The sequence below is a fragment of the Kosakonia sp. ML.JS2a genome, from assembly GCF_025642095.1.
Classification (GTDB): domain Bacteria; phylum Pseudomonadota; class Gammaproteobacteria; order Enterobacterales; family Enterobacteriaceae.
This window is the reverse complement of the sequence record NZ_CP106754.1, coordinates 125,675-139,815: the sequence shown is the minus strand read 5'-3', so window position 1 is coordinate 139,815 and position 14,141 is coordinate 125,675. Positions and strand designations below refer to the sequence as shown.

The following is a 14,141-nucleotide window of genomic DNA, read 5'->3' as shown; positions in this document are numbered from 1 at the left end:
GCCAGATGTCGCCGCATCCAACATTTCCTAACCTCCTTCTGGCAGCACAATTCCACTTAACGCAAATCATCTTATAAATACCCTACCAATAAGGAGAGACCGGATGGCAACATCTCGTCGGGAACTGCTAAAACTAAGCGGTATCGCCACCGCGTCGTTATTACTAAGCCACAAAAGCCTCGCGGCCTGGGCACCCTCCCCCCGTTACCCGGACCCCAGCATTGTCGCGCTGGACGACAGCTTCCGCGACTATATGGTCTCCAGTGCCAAAGTCGAGCAACTCGCTACCGGCTGCCGCTGGGCGGAAGGCCCCGTCTGGTTCGGCGATACCCGTATGCTGCTATGGAGCGATATTCCTAACAACGCGGTGATGCGCTGGGACGAAGCAACCGGCGAGACCAGCATCTTTCGCAAGCCCGCAAATAACGCCAACGGACACGCCCGCGACAGGCAAGGCAGGCTAATCAGCTGTGAACACGATACCCGCCGCATCACGCGGACCGAGTACGACGGCACGATCACTGTGCTGGCGGACAGTTTTGAAGGTAAACCGCTGAATTCCCCCAACGATATCGCCGTGAAGTCAGATGGCTCCATCTGGTTTACCGACCCACCGTTCGGCATCGCCGGGTTCTATGAAGGGCATAAAGCCGCGTCGCAACTGCCGCAGAATGTTTATCGTCTCGATCCGGAGACACGCAAGCTGGAAGTTATGCTGGGGGATGTCAAAGGCCCGAACGGGATCTGCTTCTCGGCCGACGAAAAAACGCTGTACGTGGTGGAGAGCCGCGCCACACCTAACCGTTTAATTCTGGCATGGGATGTGGTGGATAATCAGTTAAAAAATAAACGGGTGCATATCGACTGTGGCAACGGAACAGCGGACGGTATCGCCATTGATGTGCATGGCAACCTGTGGTGCGGCTGGGGGATGGGCACGGAAGAGCTGGACGGTGTACGCATCTTCAACCCGCAAGGCAAGGCGATTGGCATGATCCATCTGCCGGAACGTTGCGCCAATCTCTGCTTTGGCGGCGAACAACGTAACCGCCTGTTTATGGCGGCCAGCACCTCGGTCTACTCACTGTATGTCAACACGCAAGGCGCGAAGCTGCTGTAACACTGACCCGGCAGACAACCTGCCGGGCACAGACTTAAACGCCGTACTGCTCGCGATAAGCGCGAACGGCGGCCAGATGATCGGCCATTTCCGGCTTCTCTTCCAGATAAGCAATCAGCTCTTTCAGCGTGATAATGGAGATCACTTTGCAGCCATAGTCGCGTTCAACTTCCTGGATCGCAGAGATATCCGCACGGCCACGCTCCTGGCGATCCAGTGAAATCAGCACGCCCGCCAGTGTCGCCCCGTTAGCCTGAATAATTTCCATCGACTCACGAATCGCGGTGCCCGCGGTGATCACGTCATCCACCAGCATGACGCGCCCTTGCAATGCGCTACCCACCAGATTACCGCCTTCACCGTGATCTTTGGCCTCTTTGCGGTTAAAGCAGTAAGGCACATCGCGCTCGTGATGTTCCGCCAGCGCGACAGCGGTGGTGGTGGCGATAGGAATCCCTTTGTAAGCAGGGCCAAACAGCAGGTCGAAATCAATGCCGGAATCCACCAGCGCTTCGGCGTAAAAACGCCCTAACAACGCCAGATCGCGCCCGGTATTAAACAGCCCGGCGTTGAAGAAATAGGGGCTTTTACGCCCGGATTTCAGCGTAAATTCGCCAAACTTCAGTACCTGTTTGTTAAGCGCAAATTCAATAAACTGACGCTGGTACGCTTTCATGGATCCGCTCCTCATCTCACTTTTCTACAGACAAAAAAAAGGGCGACATCGTCGCCCTTAGTAACTAGTTCGCCAGCGCCGCTTTCTGCGTCGCGATAATCGATTCGATCCCCCCTCTGGCCAGCGCCAGCAGGGTGAGTAGCTCTTCGTGGGAGAAGGGCTCGCCTTCTGCCGTCCCCTGAACCTCAATCATGCGGCCATCTTCGGTCATCACCACATTCATATCAGTTTCGGCTGCGGAGTCTTCCACGTATTCCAGGTCACACACCGCTTCACCGTTCACAATGCCCACAGAGACTGCGGCAACCATGCCCTTCAGCGGGTTGGTTTTCAGCTTCCCGGCAGCAACCAGTTTGTTCAACGCATCCGCCAGCGCCACACACGCACCGGTAATCGACGCAGTACGGGTACCGCCATCAGCCTGAATAACATCGCAGTCGAGAGTAATGGTGAACTCGCCCAGCGCGTTCAAATCGACCGCTGCGCGCAGTGCGCGGGCAATCAGACGCTGGATTTCCATGGTGCGACCCCCCTGTTTACCCTTTGCCGCTTCGCGCGCATTGCGGGTATGGGTGGAACGCGGCAACATGCCATATTCAGCCGTGATCCAGCCCTGGCCCTGACCTTTCAGAAAACGCGGAACGCCTTCTTCAATAGAGGCGGTGCACAGCACTTTGGTATCACCAAATTCAACCAGCACGGAGCCTTCTGCGTGTTTTGTGTAATTACGGGTCAGGGTAACGGGACGCACCTGAGTGGCGCTACGGCCTGCTGGACGCATGATGATTTCTCCGGCTATTCGAATGTGGCTGCGCATTATACTGGCTTACCGTGGTTATTCCTATCCTGATAAGGCCACGAAAGCTATAATCCCCGCATCTCTCTTTAAAAACGGGAACGTCTATGATCCGCAGTATGACCGCCTACGCCCGGCGTGAAATCAAGGGTGAATGGGGCTCTGCCTCCTGGGAACTGCGCTCGGTTAACCAGCGTTATCTGGAAACTTACTTCCGTCTGCCGGAGCAATTCCGCAGCCTTGAGCCGGTTGTCCGTGAACGTCTCCGTACCCGCCTGACGCGCGGCAAAGTCGAATGTAATCTGCGTTTTGAACCGGATGCCAGCGCGCAAGGCGAATTGATCCTTAATGAGAAACTGGCTAAGCAACTGGTCAACGCAGCGAACTGGGTCAAAATGCAGAGCGACGAAGGGGAAATCAACCCGGTCGATATTCTGCGCTGGCCAGGCGTAATGGCAGCGCAGGAGCAGGATCTGGACGCAATTGCCGCGCAAATTCTCGCCGCGCTGGACGGCGCGTTGGATGACTTTATCGTTGCCCGCGAAACCGAAGGCCAGGCGCTGAAAGCTCTGATTGAACAGCGTCTGGAAGGCGTGAGCAGTGAAGTCACCAAAGTTCGCGGTCATATGCCGGAAATCCTGCAATGGCAGCGTGAGCGTCTGGTCTCCAAACTGGAAGAAGCGCAGGTGCAGCTTGAGAATAACCGTCTTGAGCAGGAACTGGTGCTGATGGCGCAGCGTATCGACGTTGCCGAAGAGCTGGATCGTCTCGAAGCTCACGTCAAAGAGACCTACAACATTCTGAAGAAGAAAGAGGCCGTTGGCCGTCGACTCGACTTTATGATGCAGGAGTTCAACCGTGAGTCGAACACCCTGGCGTCCAAGTCCATTAATGCAGACGTGACCAATTCGGCTATCGAGCTGAAAGTGCTGATCGAACAAATGCGCGAGCAGATTCAGAATATTGAGTAAGCTCTCTCAAAATCCACACCAATCCATAAGCCCATGTTAAATGGGCTTTTTTATTTGAAAGATAGTCTATTGAAAACCACTTAGATTCATTAAAAACCACCAATAAGTGGGAACTAAAACGGGTGTGCTTACACAGCAAGTCAGTCATTATGGCTTTTTGTACTGACCACCAAGTATTTTGGGCCCGGCAAAGATGAAATAATTAATATTAAACATATACTTACTTATTTTTGTAGCGATCAATCTTGGTATTATCTACTTTAAAGCCAGGCAGGTGAGGCAATGCCACTCCAGTAATTTGAGAAAAAGATAAGATTCTCTACACTTCCCTTTCCCGAATATGCCGTTTAGTATTACACAAATCAGCTAAATGTTATGAAGCAGTAATGCATGAATTAGCCTGTAATCACAAGGAAATGAGTTTACAGATATGACGACATTTAAAGATTTAGACCTTCTTTCACAAGAATGAATTCAGTCTGAAAAATTAATATCATAAGGAAGTGATTATGTCAGCGTTGAAGTTCCCAGCAACAATTTATCAAACTAAACATCAGTTTAATGACCACAACTCTGATGATATGCAATGTGGCGACCTTACTGAAAAACAGCTTAGAAGTGATTTAGGTCTGGATGATGTTTCTGATGTTGTCGATCCATGGACGGGAGAGGAAGTATCATTGTTTAGCTCACTCCGTAAATCCCAACCAAAATCCAAAACGGAAATTGCTGAACTTCTCTTTGATGAGTTCCTTCGGGTTTCCTTGCCTACATATTACTTAGGACAACATAATTTATTCAATAATCTTGTAAAGCATTTCTATCACGGCAATGGGAAAAGTTATTCCAGCCCCTTTCTTGATAGTGCATATAAAAGTTTAATATTAAACGGACAATCCTCTCCATCTTCTCCACTCACAATAATTCAGACTATGCTCGACAAGCTTGCCATTGATGTAAAAAATGGCTTATCTGATGCTGACAAAGATTCAATAACAAAAGCAATAGGTAACTCAATACTTCCTAAGTTCAACCGATGGACAGACAGCTTCAATGGATTAGGAATGTCGATACATGACATATACGCTACAAATATACAGATCACAAAACTTGATATAAGTGAGAGTGGTTATGTAGCAAAAATAATTTTTACAGGACAAGATCATTTTGGTCTGGACAAAACTGACATTATGAATATTAAATTTCATTATATCAGGGCATTTCGCATTTGGTTTGTTCTTCAACGATGGGAAAAATTTGCCTTTAAACCTTTTTTACCAATATGAAAGCCGAATTTGAGATCAGTAGCCGGAGGAATGGATGAGAATCAGAAAAATTATAATCTTTATATTTGCAGTGGCTACACTTGCATTTTTTTATTTAACGTTTTTCCATTCTCCGAAGGTCCTCGCCGTTCACGGTTCTGGTTCTAACAAAGAATTGTTAGTTAAAAATATCCCTTTAACTGATAGTAATAAAATTAAATGGTGGGATAATAATGGAGCTAAAACCATCTCATCCCCTGGAACTTATAATGTTTCAATCTGGAATTTTGATGGGAAGTATCAAAAACTTGCTCCTAAAAATTCTGGTTTATTCCCAGACCATGATATTGATTACTTACTATGCTTCGACGACATGAAAACAGAAGAAAATTGTATAGACAAGTCAAATTGGATCATGGACATTACCAAAACACAGAATGGTTACACCTATTACCGAATCGGGGCCGAATCTTACTATCGAAAACCTTCCGGTGAACTTGTCAAAGGTGAAAGATTTAAGACAACCATTCAATGAAAGAGGTAGCCTTAATCTGGCAAGATGCTCAGCTTGCCACGGTGATCAATGGTGAGTGGAACAGTAAACCATCATAAAACTAACACTTATCATCATGATTATTAATAGTAAATTTTTTAAACCAATTTTCAGATTCAGAATACCGAATAAGCTCTATACCTCCTGCAATAAAGGCCCGTATGGGCCTTTATTGATTTATAGCGTTACCACAATTTTGCCAAACGGCCCGCTGTCGAGTCGGTCCATCGCGTCCGAAAGCGCCTCAAAGGGATAGGTGCTATCGATAACCGGTTTCAACATCGTGGCGTCCACCGCACGCACGAAATCCTCCAGCGCCCGGCGATGCCCGACGCCGATGCCCTGAATCAACGCCGATTTCAGCAACAGCATTCCAGCTGGTGCTGTCACATCAGCCCCCTCCAGCACGCCAATCAGCGACACTCGCCCCTGTGGTGCAACTGCCGTCACGGATTTCGCCACATTGTGACCACCAACTGTATCGATAACATGGTCAATTCCTTGATTATTCGTCAGTTTAAGAACCTGTTGCGCCCAGTCGCCATTCAGACGGTTAACCCCCACATCAGCGCCTAATGCCCTGGCCCGCGCCAGTTTGTCATCGCTGCCGGAGGTGATATACACCTTCGCACCCTGTGCTTTCGCAATCTGCAAAGCAAACAGCGCCACACCGCCGGTCCCCTGAACCAGTACTGTATCTCCGGCGCGCATTTTGCCTTCCTCCACCAGCGCGAACCATGCCGTAAGGCCTGCACAGGGCAAAGTACTGGCTTCTGCATCCGTTAATGAGGCGGGAGCACTAACCAGCCCCGCCTCATTGAAGAGGCGATATTGGGACAGCACACCGGGGAAAGCACCGCCCAAGGCGGCATCCGCGCCATCCCGGGCATTTCCGGGACGTTTACCGTCTACCCATTGAGGAGAGAAGGAGGAAATCACACGGTCACCGGGGCGAAAACGACTGACTCGCTCTCCCACAGAGTCGATGACTCCCGCCATATCCGATGCGGGGATCAACGGAAAGACAGCAGGCAAGTGCCCTTCAATAATCAACTTATCGCGATAGTTCAACGCAACTGCATTCACCTTGACCCGCACTTCAAAAGGGCCGGGCTGCGGCAGTTCACTTTCCTGCAGCGCCAGGTTGTGGCGGCCAGTGGCATTCATGGTCCAGCTCAGCATCGTGTTCTCCTGTTTGTTTCAGATGCGATAACCATAGCGTTGCTTTATGCTCACCAGTGGCGATAGTTTTTCTCAACATTGATTCCGGGAAGTCTACAAATGTATAACCGCTTTGATGGCATTGATATTTTTGTGTTGGTTGTCGAAAGCGGTAGCTTTGCAAAGGCGGCTGAACGTCTGCATCTGACCCGTTCGGCGGTTGGGAAAAGTATTGCCCGTCTGGAATCACGGCTCGGCGTAAAACTGTTCCATCGCACGACCCGCAGCCAGACATTGACGGAAGACGGTGCATTACTTTTCGAGCACAGCCAGCGGGCATACCAGGAGATAGATGCCGCACAAAACCTGCTGGAAAGTGGCAAACGGGAGTTGCGCGGAAAACTGCGCGTATCATTACCGGTGCTGTTTGGTCGGCGTTGTATTGCCCCACTCTTTAGCGCTCTGGCTCGCCAGCATCCGGCGCTCAGCATTGAGCTGGCATTCAGCGATCGCATTGTGAACATGGTGGATGAAGGGTTTGACCTGGCTATCCGCAACGGGCATTTACAGGACAGCACTGATGTCGTTGCCCGTCATCTCGCCTGGCATGATATGCAGGTTTGCGCCTCACCGGCGTACATTACGCAACATGGCATGCCAGAGTCACCAGAGCAGTTAACGACGCATGAGGGCGTCGTTTATAAAAATGCCGGTCATACGTTGGCTTATCAGTTTGTTCTCGACGGTAACATTATCTCTGTGCAACCGAGCGCACGCCTGTTTATGGATGACCTGGAAGCCATCGCTGATGCCGTTGAAAGCGGCAACGGTGTCGGTTGGCTACCGCACTGGCTCATCCGCAAACAGCTGGAAAGTGGTCGGCTGGTAAGGCTGCTTGCCGATACAGAAAGCGTGAAATTCCCGGTGCACGCCGTCTGGCCCAAAACGCGCTGGCTACCGCTAAAAGTGCGGATCGCCGTGGATATGCTGCTGGAAACGTTGCCACAGGTGATGGCCCCGTACGAGCAGAACTGATGCTGATTGGCATGATGAGTTTTGTCAGGCTAAAAGCCACAAATCTGGCGATAAACCCTCTATATATAAAAATATTAAATATTAAAATCATTCAGTTAAATGAAAATTACTTTTCAAATTCACATTAGTAAAAGTTATCCAATTTCCTATGCGTTAGAAAATCTCAATCGTCGCCTGACATGCGAGCCGCTACCCTGCCGCCTCTGATCACGGAGGCGATATGCTGTTACACACTCTTTATCTTATTGGCATTACCGCCGAAGCCATGACAGGCGCGCTGGCGGCAGGTCGCCGCCGGATGGATACCTTTGGCGTTATTATTATTGCCACCGCCACTGCACTTGGCGGCGGCTCGGTCCGCGATATCCTGCTTGGTCATTATCCGCTTGGCTGGGTGAAGCATCCTGAATACGTCATTATTGTCGCCGTTGCCGCAGTGCTGACCACCATTTTTGCTCCGGTGATGCCGCATCTGCGCCGCCTGTTCCTAATCCTTGATGCTCTCGGGCTGGTGGTGTTCTCCATTATCGGAGCGCAAATCGCACTGGATATGGGAGAAGGTCCGGTGATCGCCACTATTGCGGCTGTCGTTACCGGCGTATTTGGCGGCGTACTGCGCGATATGTTCTGTAAACGTATTCCCCTGGTATTTCAGAAAGAACTTTACGCCGGAATCGCCTTTGCCTCAGCCGTACTCTATCTCGCCCTTGACCATTATATTTCCAGCCATGATACAGTTGTGATCGCCACCCTCCTGTTCGGCTTCACAGCCCGTTTGCTGGCAATCCGCTGGAAATTGGGACTGCCGGTATTCCATTACAAACACAACGCTCACTGAAACGCCTTCACACCCTGGTTGCCCAGCCATACCGCCAGCTGTTCAACCACTGGCGTTCGGACGAAGGTGATAAGCTGCCGGGCTTTTTGTGCACCAATGGCGGGTAACTGCTGCCATGCAAGCTCATCACGCGCGCGTACTTGCCGCCAGTGTGTATCACTCGTCGCTTTTAACGCCGCCTGCGGCAGCGGCGTGCCCAGCGCATTCAGCCAGCGGGTAAACGGCCTGTCGCGCGCCAACGAAAAACGGTGCCAGAGTTGCAGGCCTCGCGCAGCAGAAAGACCCGGAGTCGCCTGCAATTGCGCCTTCGTCAGCGCCAGCCAGGAAAATATGTGCTCAAAACGATGCGCCTGATGCAATGCGCGCCAGCCCTCTTCCCCCACGCCGTCAATGCCGAGCGCTTTTGACGACCCCAACCAGACCAGTCGGGCAATAAACTGCTCGTGGCACTCCGGTGAGGCATAAAAACAGGTCAGCGGGGTAAACTGCGCATCCGGCGGCGTGGGCTTTTCCCGTTCTACTCCACGCCAGACCACGCGGTTGATACGCGGGATGCCCTGCCCGGCAAGGCTGACCGAAACCTGATCCCCCGGCGCGATATCCAGCAGCTGCCATTTTCGGATGGAGCCAATATTCACTCGCCGGACACGTTTATCATCCAGTTGCACCGGCTCAAGCTGCGCCACCACCGAAATCTTACCGGTACGCCCTGTCGCGAACTGGATCCCGTTGACCCCGGTAACCTGCTCAATCGGCTCGTATTTCCAGGCCGCCACCCAGTGCCCTTCTCCGGGCAACCACGCGTTTCCTGCCGGTTCCATCGACGAGCGGACCACTACACCATCGGTTACAAACGGCAACGGTGATGTGAACCACCTGGCGCGCAAACGCTCCACATCCTGCACATTGTTTACCGCCACGCTGTAGCGCTGCACCCATTCGAACCCCGACTTGCTGAGTAACTCAGCCTTTTCGGAAAATGTTGCCGGGCCATCCGGCCAGGCCCAAACGAAAAACGCCAGCTCAGACAGAAGAGGCGTGTCGCGGCGGCTCATCATTGCCCCTGCCACCTTTGCCCGGGCGTTGAGCCCTCCCATACGTTTTTGAACGTGGTTATCGCGGCGTAGAAACAACTCCCCCTGCAAAACGCTATCCGCCAACAAACCGGTTACCGTTTTGGGAATCGACGGGATAGCGCGCACTTTTTCTGTCCAGTCCTCTCCTGCCAGGCCATCTCCCCGGCTGATGGCTTGTATCAGCTTGCCATGCCGGTACACCAGCGTGACCGCCACACCATCCACTTTTGGCTGAACCCAAAGATCTTTCTTTCCCGACATCCATTGCTGTAGCGCGTGTTTATCGGCCAGTTTGCGCACCCCGGTATGCGCCACCGGATGCTTCACATTACCGCCTGGCAATGTCGATACGCTGCCAACAGCATGCAGATCAAAACAACGCTGCCACTGCGTTAAGCGCATACTGAGCCGGTCATACACATCATCACTCACGCCGCTATCGCCCTGCTCCCAATAGTCGTTGTTCCATTGTGCAAGCTGTTGTTGCAGGCGGCTGACTTCTTCCTGCGCCCGTGCTGGCGACCAGACCGGGCAGGTCGCCAGAGTGAGTGTGCTCCACAGCAACAGACAAATTGCGGCTCCGGCTTTTCTCCACATCATTATTTCTCCCTTGTGATAGCGCAGTCGTTATAGCGTTGCCGGAACGACTCTTTCGAGCGGGAAAAGGGGACATTGCGAGGACGGTTCAGGCAATTCATCGTGGTCATGAAAATTTGCAGACAAATCAGGAAAGCAGTACGGGAAACGCCAAACTCAGCGGGAAAAAGTGTGACAAAAGCTACGTCACATAGCAGCGATGTGTATAATAGGCACGTATGTAAGTTTCCTTTCGCAATTCACATACAAAAGACTCTCATGGCTCAAGGCACGCTCTATATTGTTTCCGCCCCCAGCGGCGCGGGTAAATCAAGCCTCATCCAGGCTTTGTTGAAGACCCAACCGTTATACGACACGCAAGTTTCTGTTTCGCATACGACGCGCGCTCCGCGCCCGGGCGAAGTACACGGTGAACACTATTTCTTTGTTAATCATGACGAGTTCAAAGCCATGATCGGTGAAGACGCGTTTCTTGAGCATGCCGAGGTGTTTGGCAATTACTATGGCACCTCCCGCGCAACCATTGAGCAAGTGCTGTCCACCGGTGTGGATGTGTTCCTCGATATCGACTGGCAGGGCGCGCAACAAATTCGCACCCGGATGCCGCAAGCGCGCAGCATCTTTATTCTGCCGCCGTCGAAAGTGGAGCTGGATCGTCGCCTGCGCGGGCGCGGTCAGGACAGCGAAGAGGTGATCGCGAAACGTATGGCGCTGGCAGTTGCGGAAATGAGCCATTACGCAGAATATGATTACCTTATTGTGAATGATGATTTCGACACCGCCTTGGGCGATTTGAAAACCATTATTCGCGCTGAACGTCTGCGCATGAGCCGCCAGAAGCAGCGACATGACGCTTTAATCAGCAAACTATTGGCAGACTGAGCCTGGTTTCAGTATCATGCCCAGTCATTTCTTCACCTGTGGAGCATTTTAAGTATGGCACGCGTAACTGTTCAGGACGCTGTAGAGAAAATTGGTAACCGTTTTGACCTGGTGCTGGTCGCCGCGCGTCGCGCTCGTCAGATGCAGGTTGGCGGCAAAGATCCGCTGGTACCGGAAGAAAACGATAAAACCACCGTTATCGCGCTGCGCGAAATCGAAGAAGGTCTGATCAACAACCAGATCCTCGACGTCCGTGAGCGCCAGGAGCAGCAAGAGCAGGAAGCCGCAGAACTGCAGGCCGTCACCGCCATTGCTGAAGGTCGCCGTTAATTAATCCTGCAGGTCACCCTTGTATCTGTTTGAAAGCCTGAATCAGCTGATTCAAAACTATCTGCCTGAAGACCAAATCAAACGTCTCAGGCAGGCGTATCTCGTTGCACGTGACGCTCACGAGGGCCAGACACGTTCAAGCGGTGAACCTTATATCACGCACCCGGTAGCGGTAGCCTGTATCCTGGCCGAGATGAAACTCGACCACGAAACGCTGATGGCCGCGCTACTGCATGATGTGATTGAAGATACCCCAGCCACATATCAGGATATGGAACAGCTGTTTGGCAAAAGCGTTGCCGAACTGGTGGAAGGGGTATCCAAACTTGATAAGCTCAAGTTTCAGGATAAGAAAGAGGCGCAGGCCGAAAACTTCCGCAAGATGATCATGGCGATGGTGCAGGACATCCGCGTCATTCTGATCAAACTTGCCGACCGCACGCACAACATGCGCACGCTGGGCTCGCTTCGCCCGGATAAACGTCGCCGCATTGCCCGTGAAACCCTCGAAATCTACAGTCCGCTGGCGCACCGTTTAGGTATTCATCACATCAAGACCGAGCTTGAAGAGCTGGGTTTTGAAGCGTTGTACCCAAACCGCTACCGCGTCATCAAAGAAGTGGTGAAAGCCGCGCGCGGCAACCGCAAAGAGATGATCCAAAAAATCCTCTCAGAAATCGAAGGGCGTTTACAGGAAGCGGGCATTCCCTGCCGCGTGAGCGGGCGTGAAAAACACCTTTACTCCATCTACTGCAAGATGGTGCTGAAAGAGCAGCGTTTTCACTCAATCATGGATATCTACGCCTTTCGCGTCATCGTTCATGATCTGGATACCTGCTATCGCGTACTCGGCCAAATGCACAGCTTGTATAAACCGCGTCCGGGTCGCGTAAAAGACTACATCGCCATTCCCAAAGCGAACGGCTATCAGTCCCTGCACACCTCGATGATTGGTCCGCACGGCGTACCGGTTGAGGTGCAGATCCGCACGGAAGATATGGATCAGATGGCAGAGATGGGGGTCGCCGCACACTGGGCATATAAAGAGCACGGTGAAAGTAGCACCACAGCGCAAATCCGCGCCCAGCGCTGGATGCAAAGCCTGCTTGAGCTACAGCAGAGCGCCGGTAGCTCGTTTGAATTTATCGAGAGCGTTAAATCTGATCTCTTCCCCGATGAGATTTATGTTTTCACCCCGGAAGGCCGCATTGTCGAACTGCCCGCGGGCGCTACGCCAGTGGACTTCGCCTACGCTGTGCATACCGATATCGGCCATGCCTGTGTTGGCGCGCGCGTCGACCGCCAGCCTTATCCGCTGTCGCAGTCGCTCTCCAGCGGACAGACGGTAGAAATCATCACCGCGCCGGGCGCCCGCCCGAACGCCGCATGGCTGAACTTTGTCGTCAGCTCGAAAGCGCGCGCCAAAATCCGCCAGATGTTGAAAAACCTCAAGCGCGACGACTCAGTCAGTCTCGGTCGCCGTCTGCTCAATCATGCATTGGGCGGAAGCCGCAAACTGGCGGAAATCCCACCGGAGCATATTCAGCGCGAGCTGGACCGCATGAAGCTGGCGGCGCTGGACGACCTGCTGGCAGAAATTGGCCTCGGCAACGCCATGAGCGTCGTGGTGGCGAAAAACCTGCAGCAAGGGGAAGCAGTGCAAGCGGTGCAAACGCCTGCCGGCACGGGCAACAGCGGCGGCCATCTGCCAATTAAAGGCGCCGACGGTGTGCTAATCACCTTCGCCAAATGCTGCCGCCCGATCCCTGGCGACCCGATTGTCGCTCACGTCAGCCCCGGCAAAGGACTGGTTATCCACCATGAGTCCTGCCGTAACATTCGTGGCTATCAAAAAGAAGCCGAGAAATTTATGGCCGTGGAGTGGGACAAAGAGACCGCTCAGGAATTTATCACCGAAATCAAGGTGGATATGTTCAACCATCAGGGAGCACTGGCAAACCTGACGGCCGCCATTAATACGGCCTCTTCCAATATTCAGAGCCTGAATACGGAAGAGAAAGACGGTCGCGTATACAGTGCTTTCATCCGTCTCACGGCGCGTGATCGCGTCCACCTGGCGAATATCATGCGTAAGATCCGCGTGATGCCAGACGTGATTAAAGTCACCCGTAACCGAAACTGATTGTATGAATTCTCAGCGTTATGCGCGTATCCGCGAGATGCTCGCCAGGCGTCAGCCTGATCTGACCGTCTGCATGGAGCAGGTTCACAAACCTCATAACGTCTCCGCGATTATCCGCACGGCGGACGCCGTTGGCGTGCATGAAGTTCATGCCGTCTGGCCGGGCAACCGCATGCGCACCATGGCCTCTTCCGCTGCGGGCAGTAATAGCTGGGTGGAAGTGAAAACGCACCGCACCATCAGCGACGCCGTTGGCGAGCTGAAAGCGCGCGGCATGCAGATCCTCGCCACCCATCTGTCTGACAACGCCGTCGACTTTCGCGAGATCGATTACACCCGCCCGACCTGCATTCTGATGGGACAGGAAAAAACCGGGATCACCCAGGAAGCGCTGGATCTGGCGGATCAGGACATTATCATCCCGATGATCGGTATGGTGCAGTCGCTGAATGTCTCCGTGGCTTCCGCATTGATCCTGTATGAAGCTCAGCGCCAGCGGCAAAACGCGGGCATGTATCAGCGTGAAAACAGCATGCTGTCGGACGTTGAGCAGCAACGTCTGCTGTTCGAGGGCGGTTACCCGGTACTGGCAAACGTCGCCAAACGCAAAGGCCTGCCTTACCCTCACGTCAATACCGAGGGGCAGATCGAAGCAGACCCGACATGGTGGGCCACCATGCAGGCAGCAGGGTAACCAC

At 52.7% G+C, this 14,141-nt stretch carries 13 protein-coding genes and 1 pseudogene; 10 read left to right on the top strand and 4 right to left on the bottom strand.

The genetic code is table 11. The annotated features are described in order from the left end of the window. The first annotated feature begins 103 nt into the window (after positions 1-103). Positions 104-1,120, top strand: coding sequence for an SMP-30/gluconolactonase/LRE family protein (locus tag N7922_RS00625; RefSeq protein WP_263098786.1), 1,017 nt, complete (start codon positions 104-106; stop codon positions 1,118-1,120). A gap of 34 nt (positions 1,121-1,154) precedes the next feature. Here the strand turns inward: N7922_RS00625 and pyrE are convergent, their stop codons facing one another. Together pyrE and rph are read right to left on the bottom strand one after the other, a co-directional pair. Beyond that, positions 1,155-1,796: an orotate phosphoribosyltransferase gene (gene pyrE / locus N7922_RS00620; RefSeq protein WP_263098785.1), complete on the bottom strand. Its 642-nt coding sequence runs from the start codon at positions 1,794-1,796 to the stop codon at positions 1,155-1,157. 64 nt (positions 1,797-1,860) lie between these two features. Beyond that, positions 1,861-2,577: a ribonuclease PH gene (rph, locus tag N7922_RS00615; protein WP_061492495.1), complete on the bottom strand. Its 717-nt coding sequence runs from the start codon at positions 2,575-2,577 to the stop codon at positions 1,861-1,863. A gap of 122 nt (positions 2,578-2,699) precedes the next feature. Between rph and N7922_RS00610 the strand changes: the two genes are divergently transcribed. From N7922_RS00610 to N7922_RS00600, 3 genes and pseudogenes are all read left to right on the top strand, one after another. Then, complete coding sequence (locus N7922_RS00610; RefSeq protein ID WP_263098784.1) at positions 2,700-3,563, top strand: YicC/YloC family endoribonuclease; 864 nt, start codon at positions 2,700-2,702, stop codon at positions 3,561-3,563. 509 nt (positions 3,564-4,072) lie between these two features. Continuing rightward, a pseudogene (locus N7922_RS00605) lies at positions 4,073-4,887 on the top strand (DUF3289 family protein). Next, positions 4,884-5,363, top strand: coding sequence for a DUF943 family protein (locus tag N7922_RS00600; RefSeq protein WP_263098782.1), 480 nt, complete (start codon positions 4,884-4,886; stop codon positions 5,361-5,363). Before N7922_RS00605 ends, N7922_RS00600 begins: the two are co-directional and overlap by 4 nt. Positions 5,364-5,558: 195 nt before the next feature. On the opposite strand, the gene N7922_RS00595 is transcribed toward N7922_RS00600, so the two are convergent. Beyond that, on the bottom strand, positions 5,559-6,563 hold the full coding sequence (locus N7922_RS00595; RefSeq protein WP_263098781.1) for a zinc-dependent alcohol dehydrogenase family protein: 1,005 nt from the start codon (positions 6,561-6,563) through the stop codon (positions 5,559-5,561). Between the two features lie 99 nt (positions 6,564-6,662). Between N7922_RS00595 and N7922_RS00590 the strand changes: the two genes are divergently transcribed. Both N7922_RS00590 and N7922_RS00585 read left to right on the top strand, forming a co-directional pair. Then, entirely contained in the window at positions 6,663-7,577 is a 915-nt protein-coding gene (locus N7922_RS00590; RefSeq protein WP_263098780.1) for a LysR family transcriptional regulator, read from the top strand. Between the two features lie 220 nt (positions 7,578-7,797). Further along, complete coding sequence (locus tag N7922_RS00585) at positions 7,798-8,415, top strand: trimeric intracellular cation channel family protein (RefSeq protein ID WP_263098779.1); 618 nt, start codon at positions 7,798-7,800, stop codon at positions 8,413-8,415. On the opposite strand, the gene ligB is transcribed toward N7922_RS00585, so the two are convergent. Continuing rightward, positions 8,409-10,088, bottom strand: coding sequence for an NAD-dependent DNA ligase LigB (gene ligB, locus N7922_RS00580; RefSeq protein WP_263101005.1), 1,680 nt, complete (start codon positions 10,086-10,088; stop codon positions 8,409-8,411). The two genes, N7922_RS00585 and ligB, sit on opposite strands and share 7 nt — an antisense overlap. A 258-nt stretch (positions 10,089-10,346) precedes the next feature. On the opposite strand from ligB, the gene gmk reads away from it, so the two are divergent. From gmk to trmH, 4 genes are read left to right on the top strand one after another with little or no spacing between them, the layout of a single operon-like run. Continuing rightward, a complete protein-coding gene (gene gmk, locus N7922_RS00575; RefSeq protein WP_263098778.1) occupies positions 10,347-10,970 on the top strand; it encodes a guanylate kinase in 624 nt (207 codons plus the stop codon). Positions 10,971-11,024: 54 nt separating this feature from the next. Next, complete coding sequence (rpoZ, locus tag N7922_RS00570; protein ID WP_000135058.1) at positions 11,025-11,300, top strand: DNA-directed RNA polymerase subunit omega; 276 nt, start codon at positions 11,025-11,027, stop codon at positions 11,298-11,300. Between the two features lie 19 nt (positions 11,301-11,319). Further along, complete coding sequence (gene spoT, locus N7922_RS00565; RefSeq protein ID WP_263098777.1) at positions 11,320-13,443, top strand: bifunctional GTP diphosphokinase/guanosine-3',5'-bis pyrophosphate 3'-pyrophosphohydrolase; 2,124 nt, start codon at positions 11,320-11,322, stop codon at positions 13,441-13,443. A gap of 4 nt (positions 13,444-13,447) precedes the next feature. Further along, positions 13,448-14,137, top strand: coding sequence for a tRNA (guanosine(18)-2'-O)-methyltransferase TrmH (trmH, locus tag N7922_RS00560; RefSeq protein ID WP_263098776.1), 690 nt, complete (start codon positions 13,448-13,450; stop codon positions 14,135-14,137). The last annotated feature ends 4 nt before the right edge of the window (positions 14,138-14,141 follow it).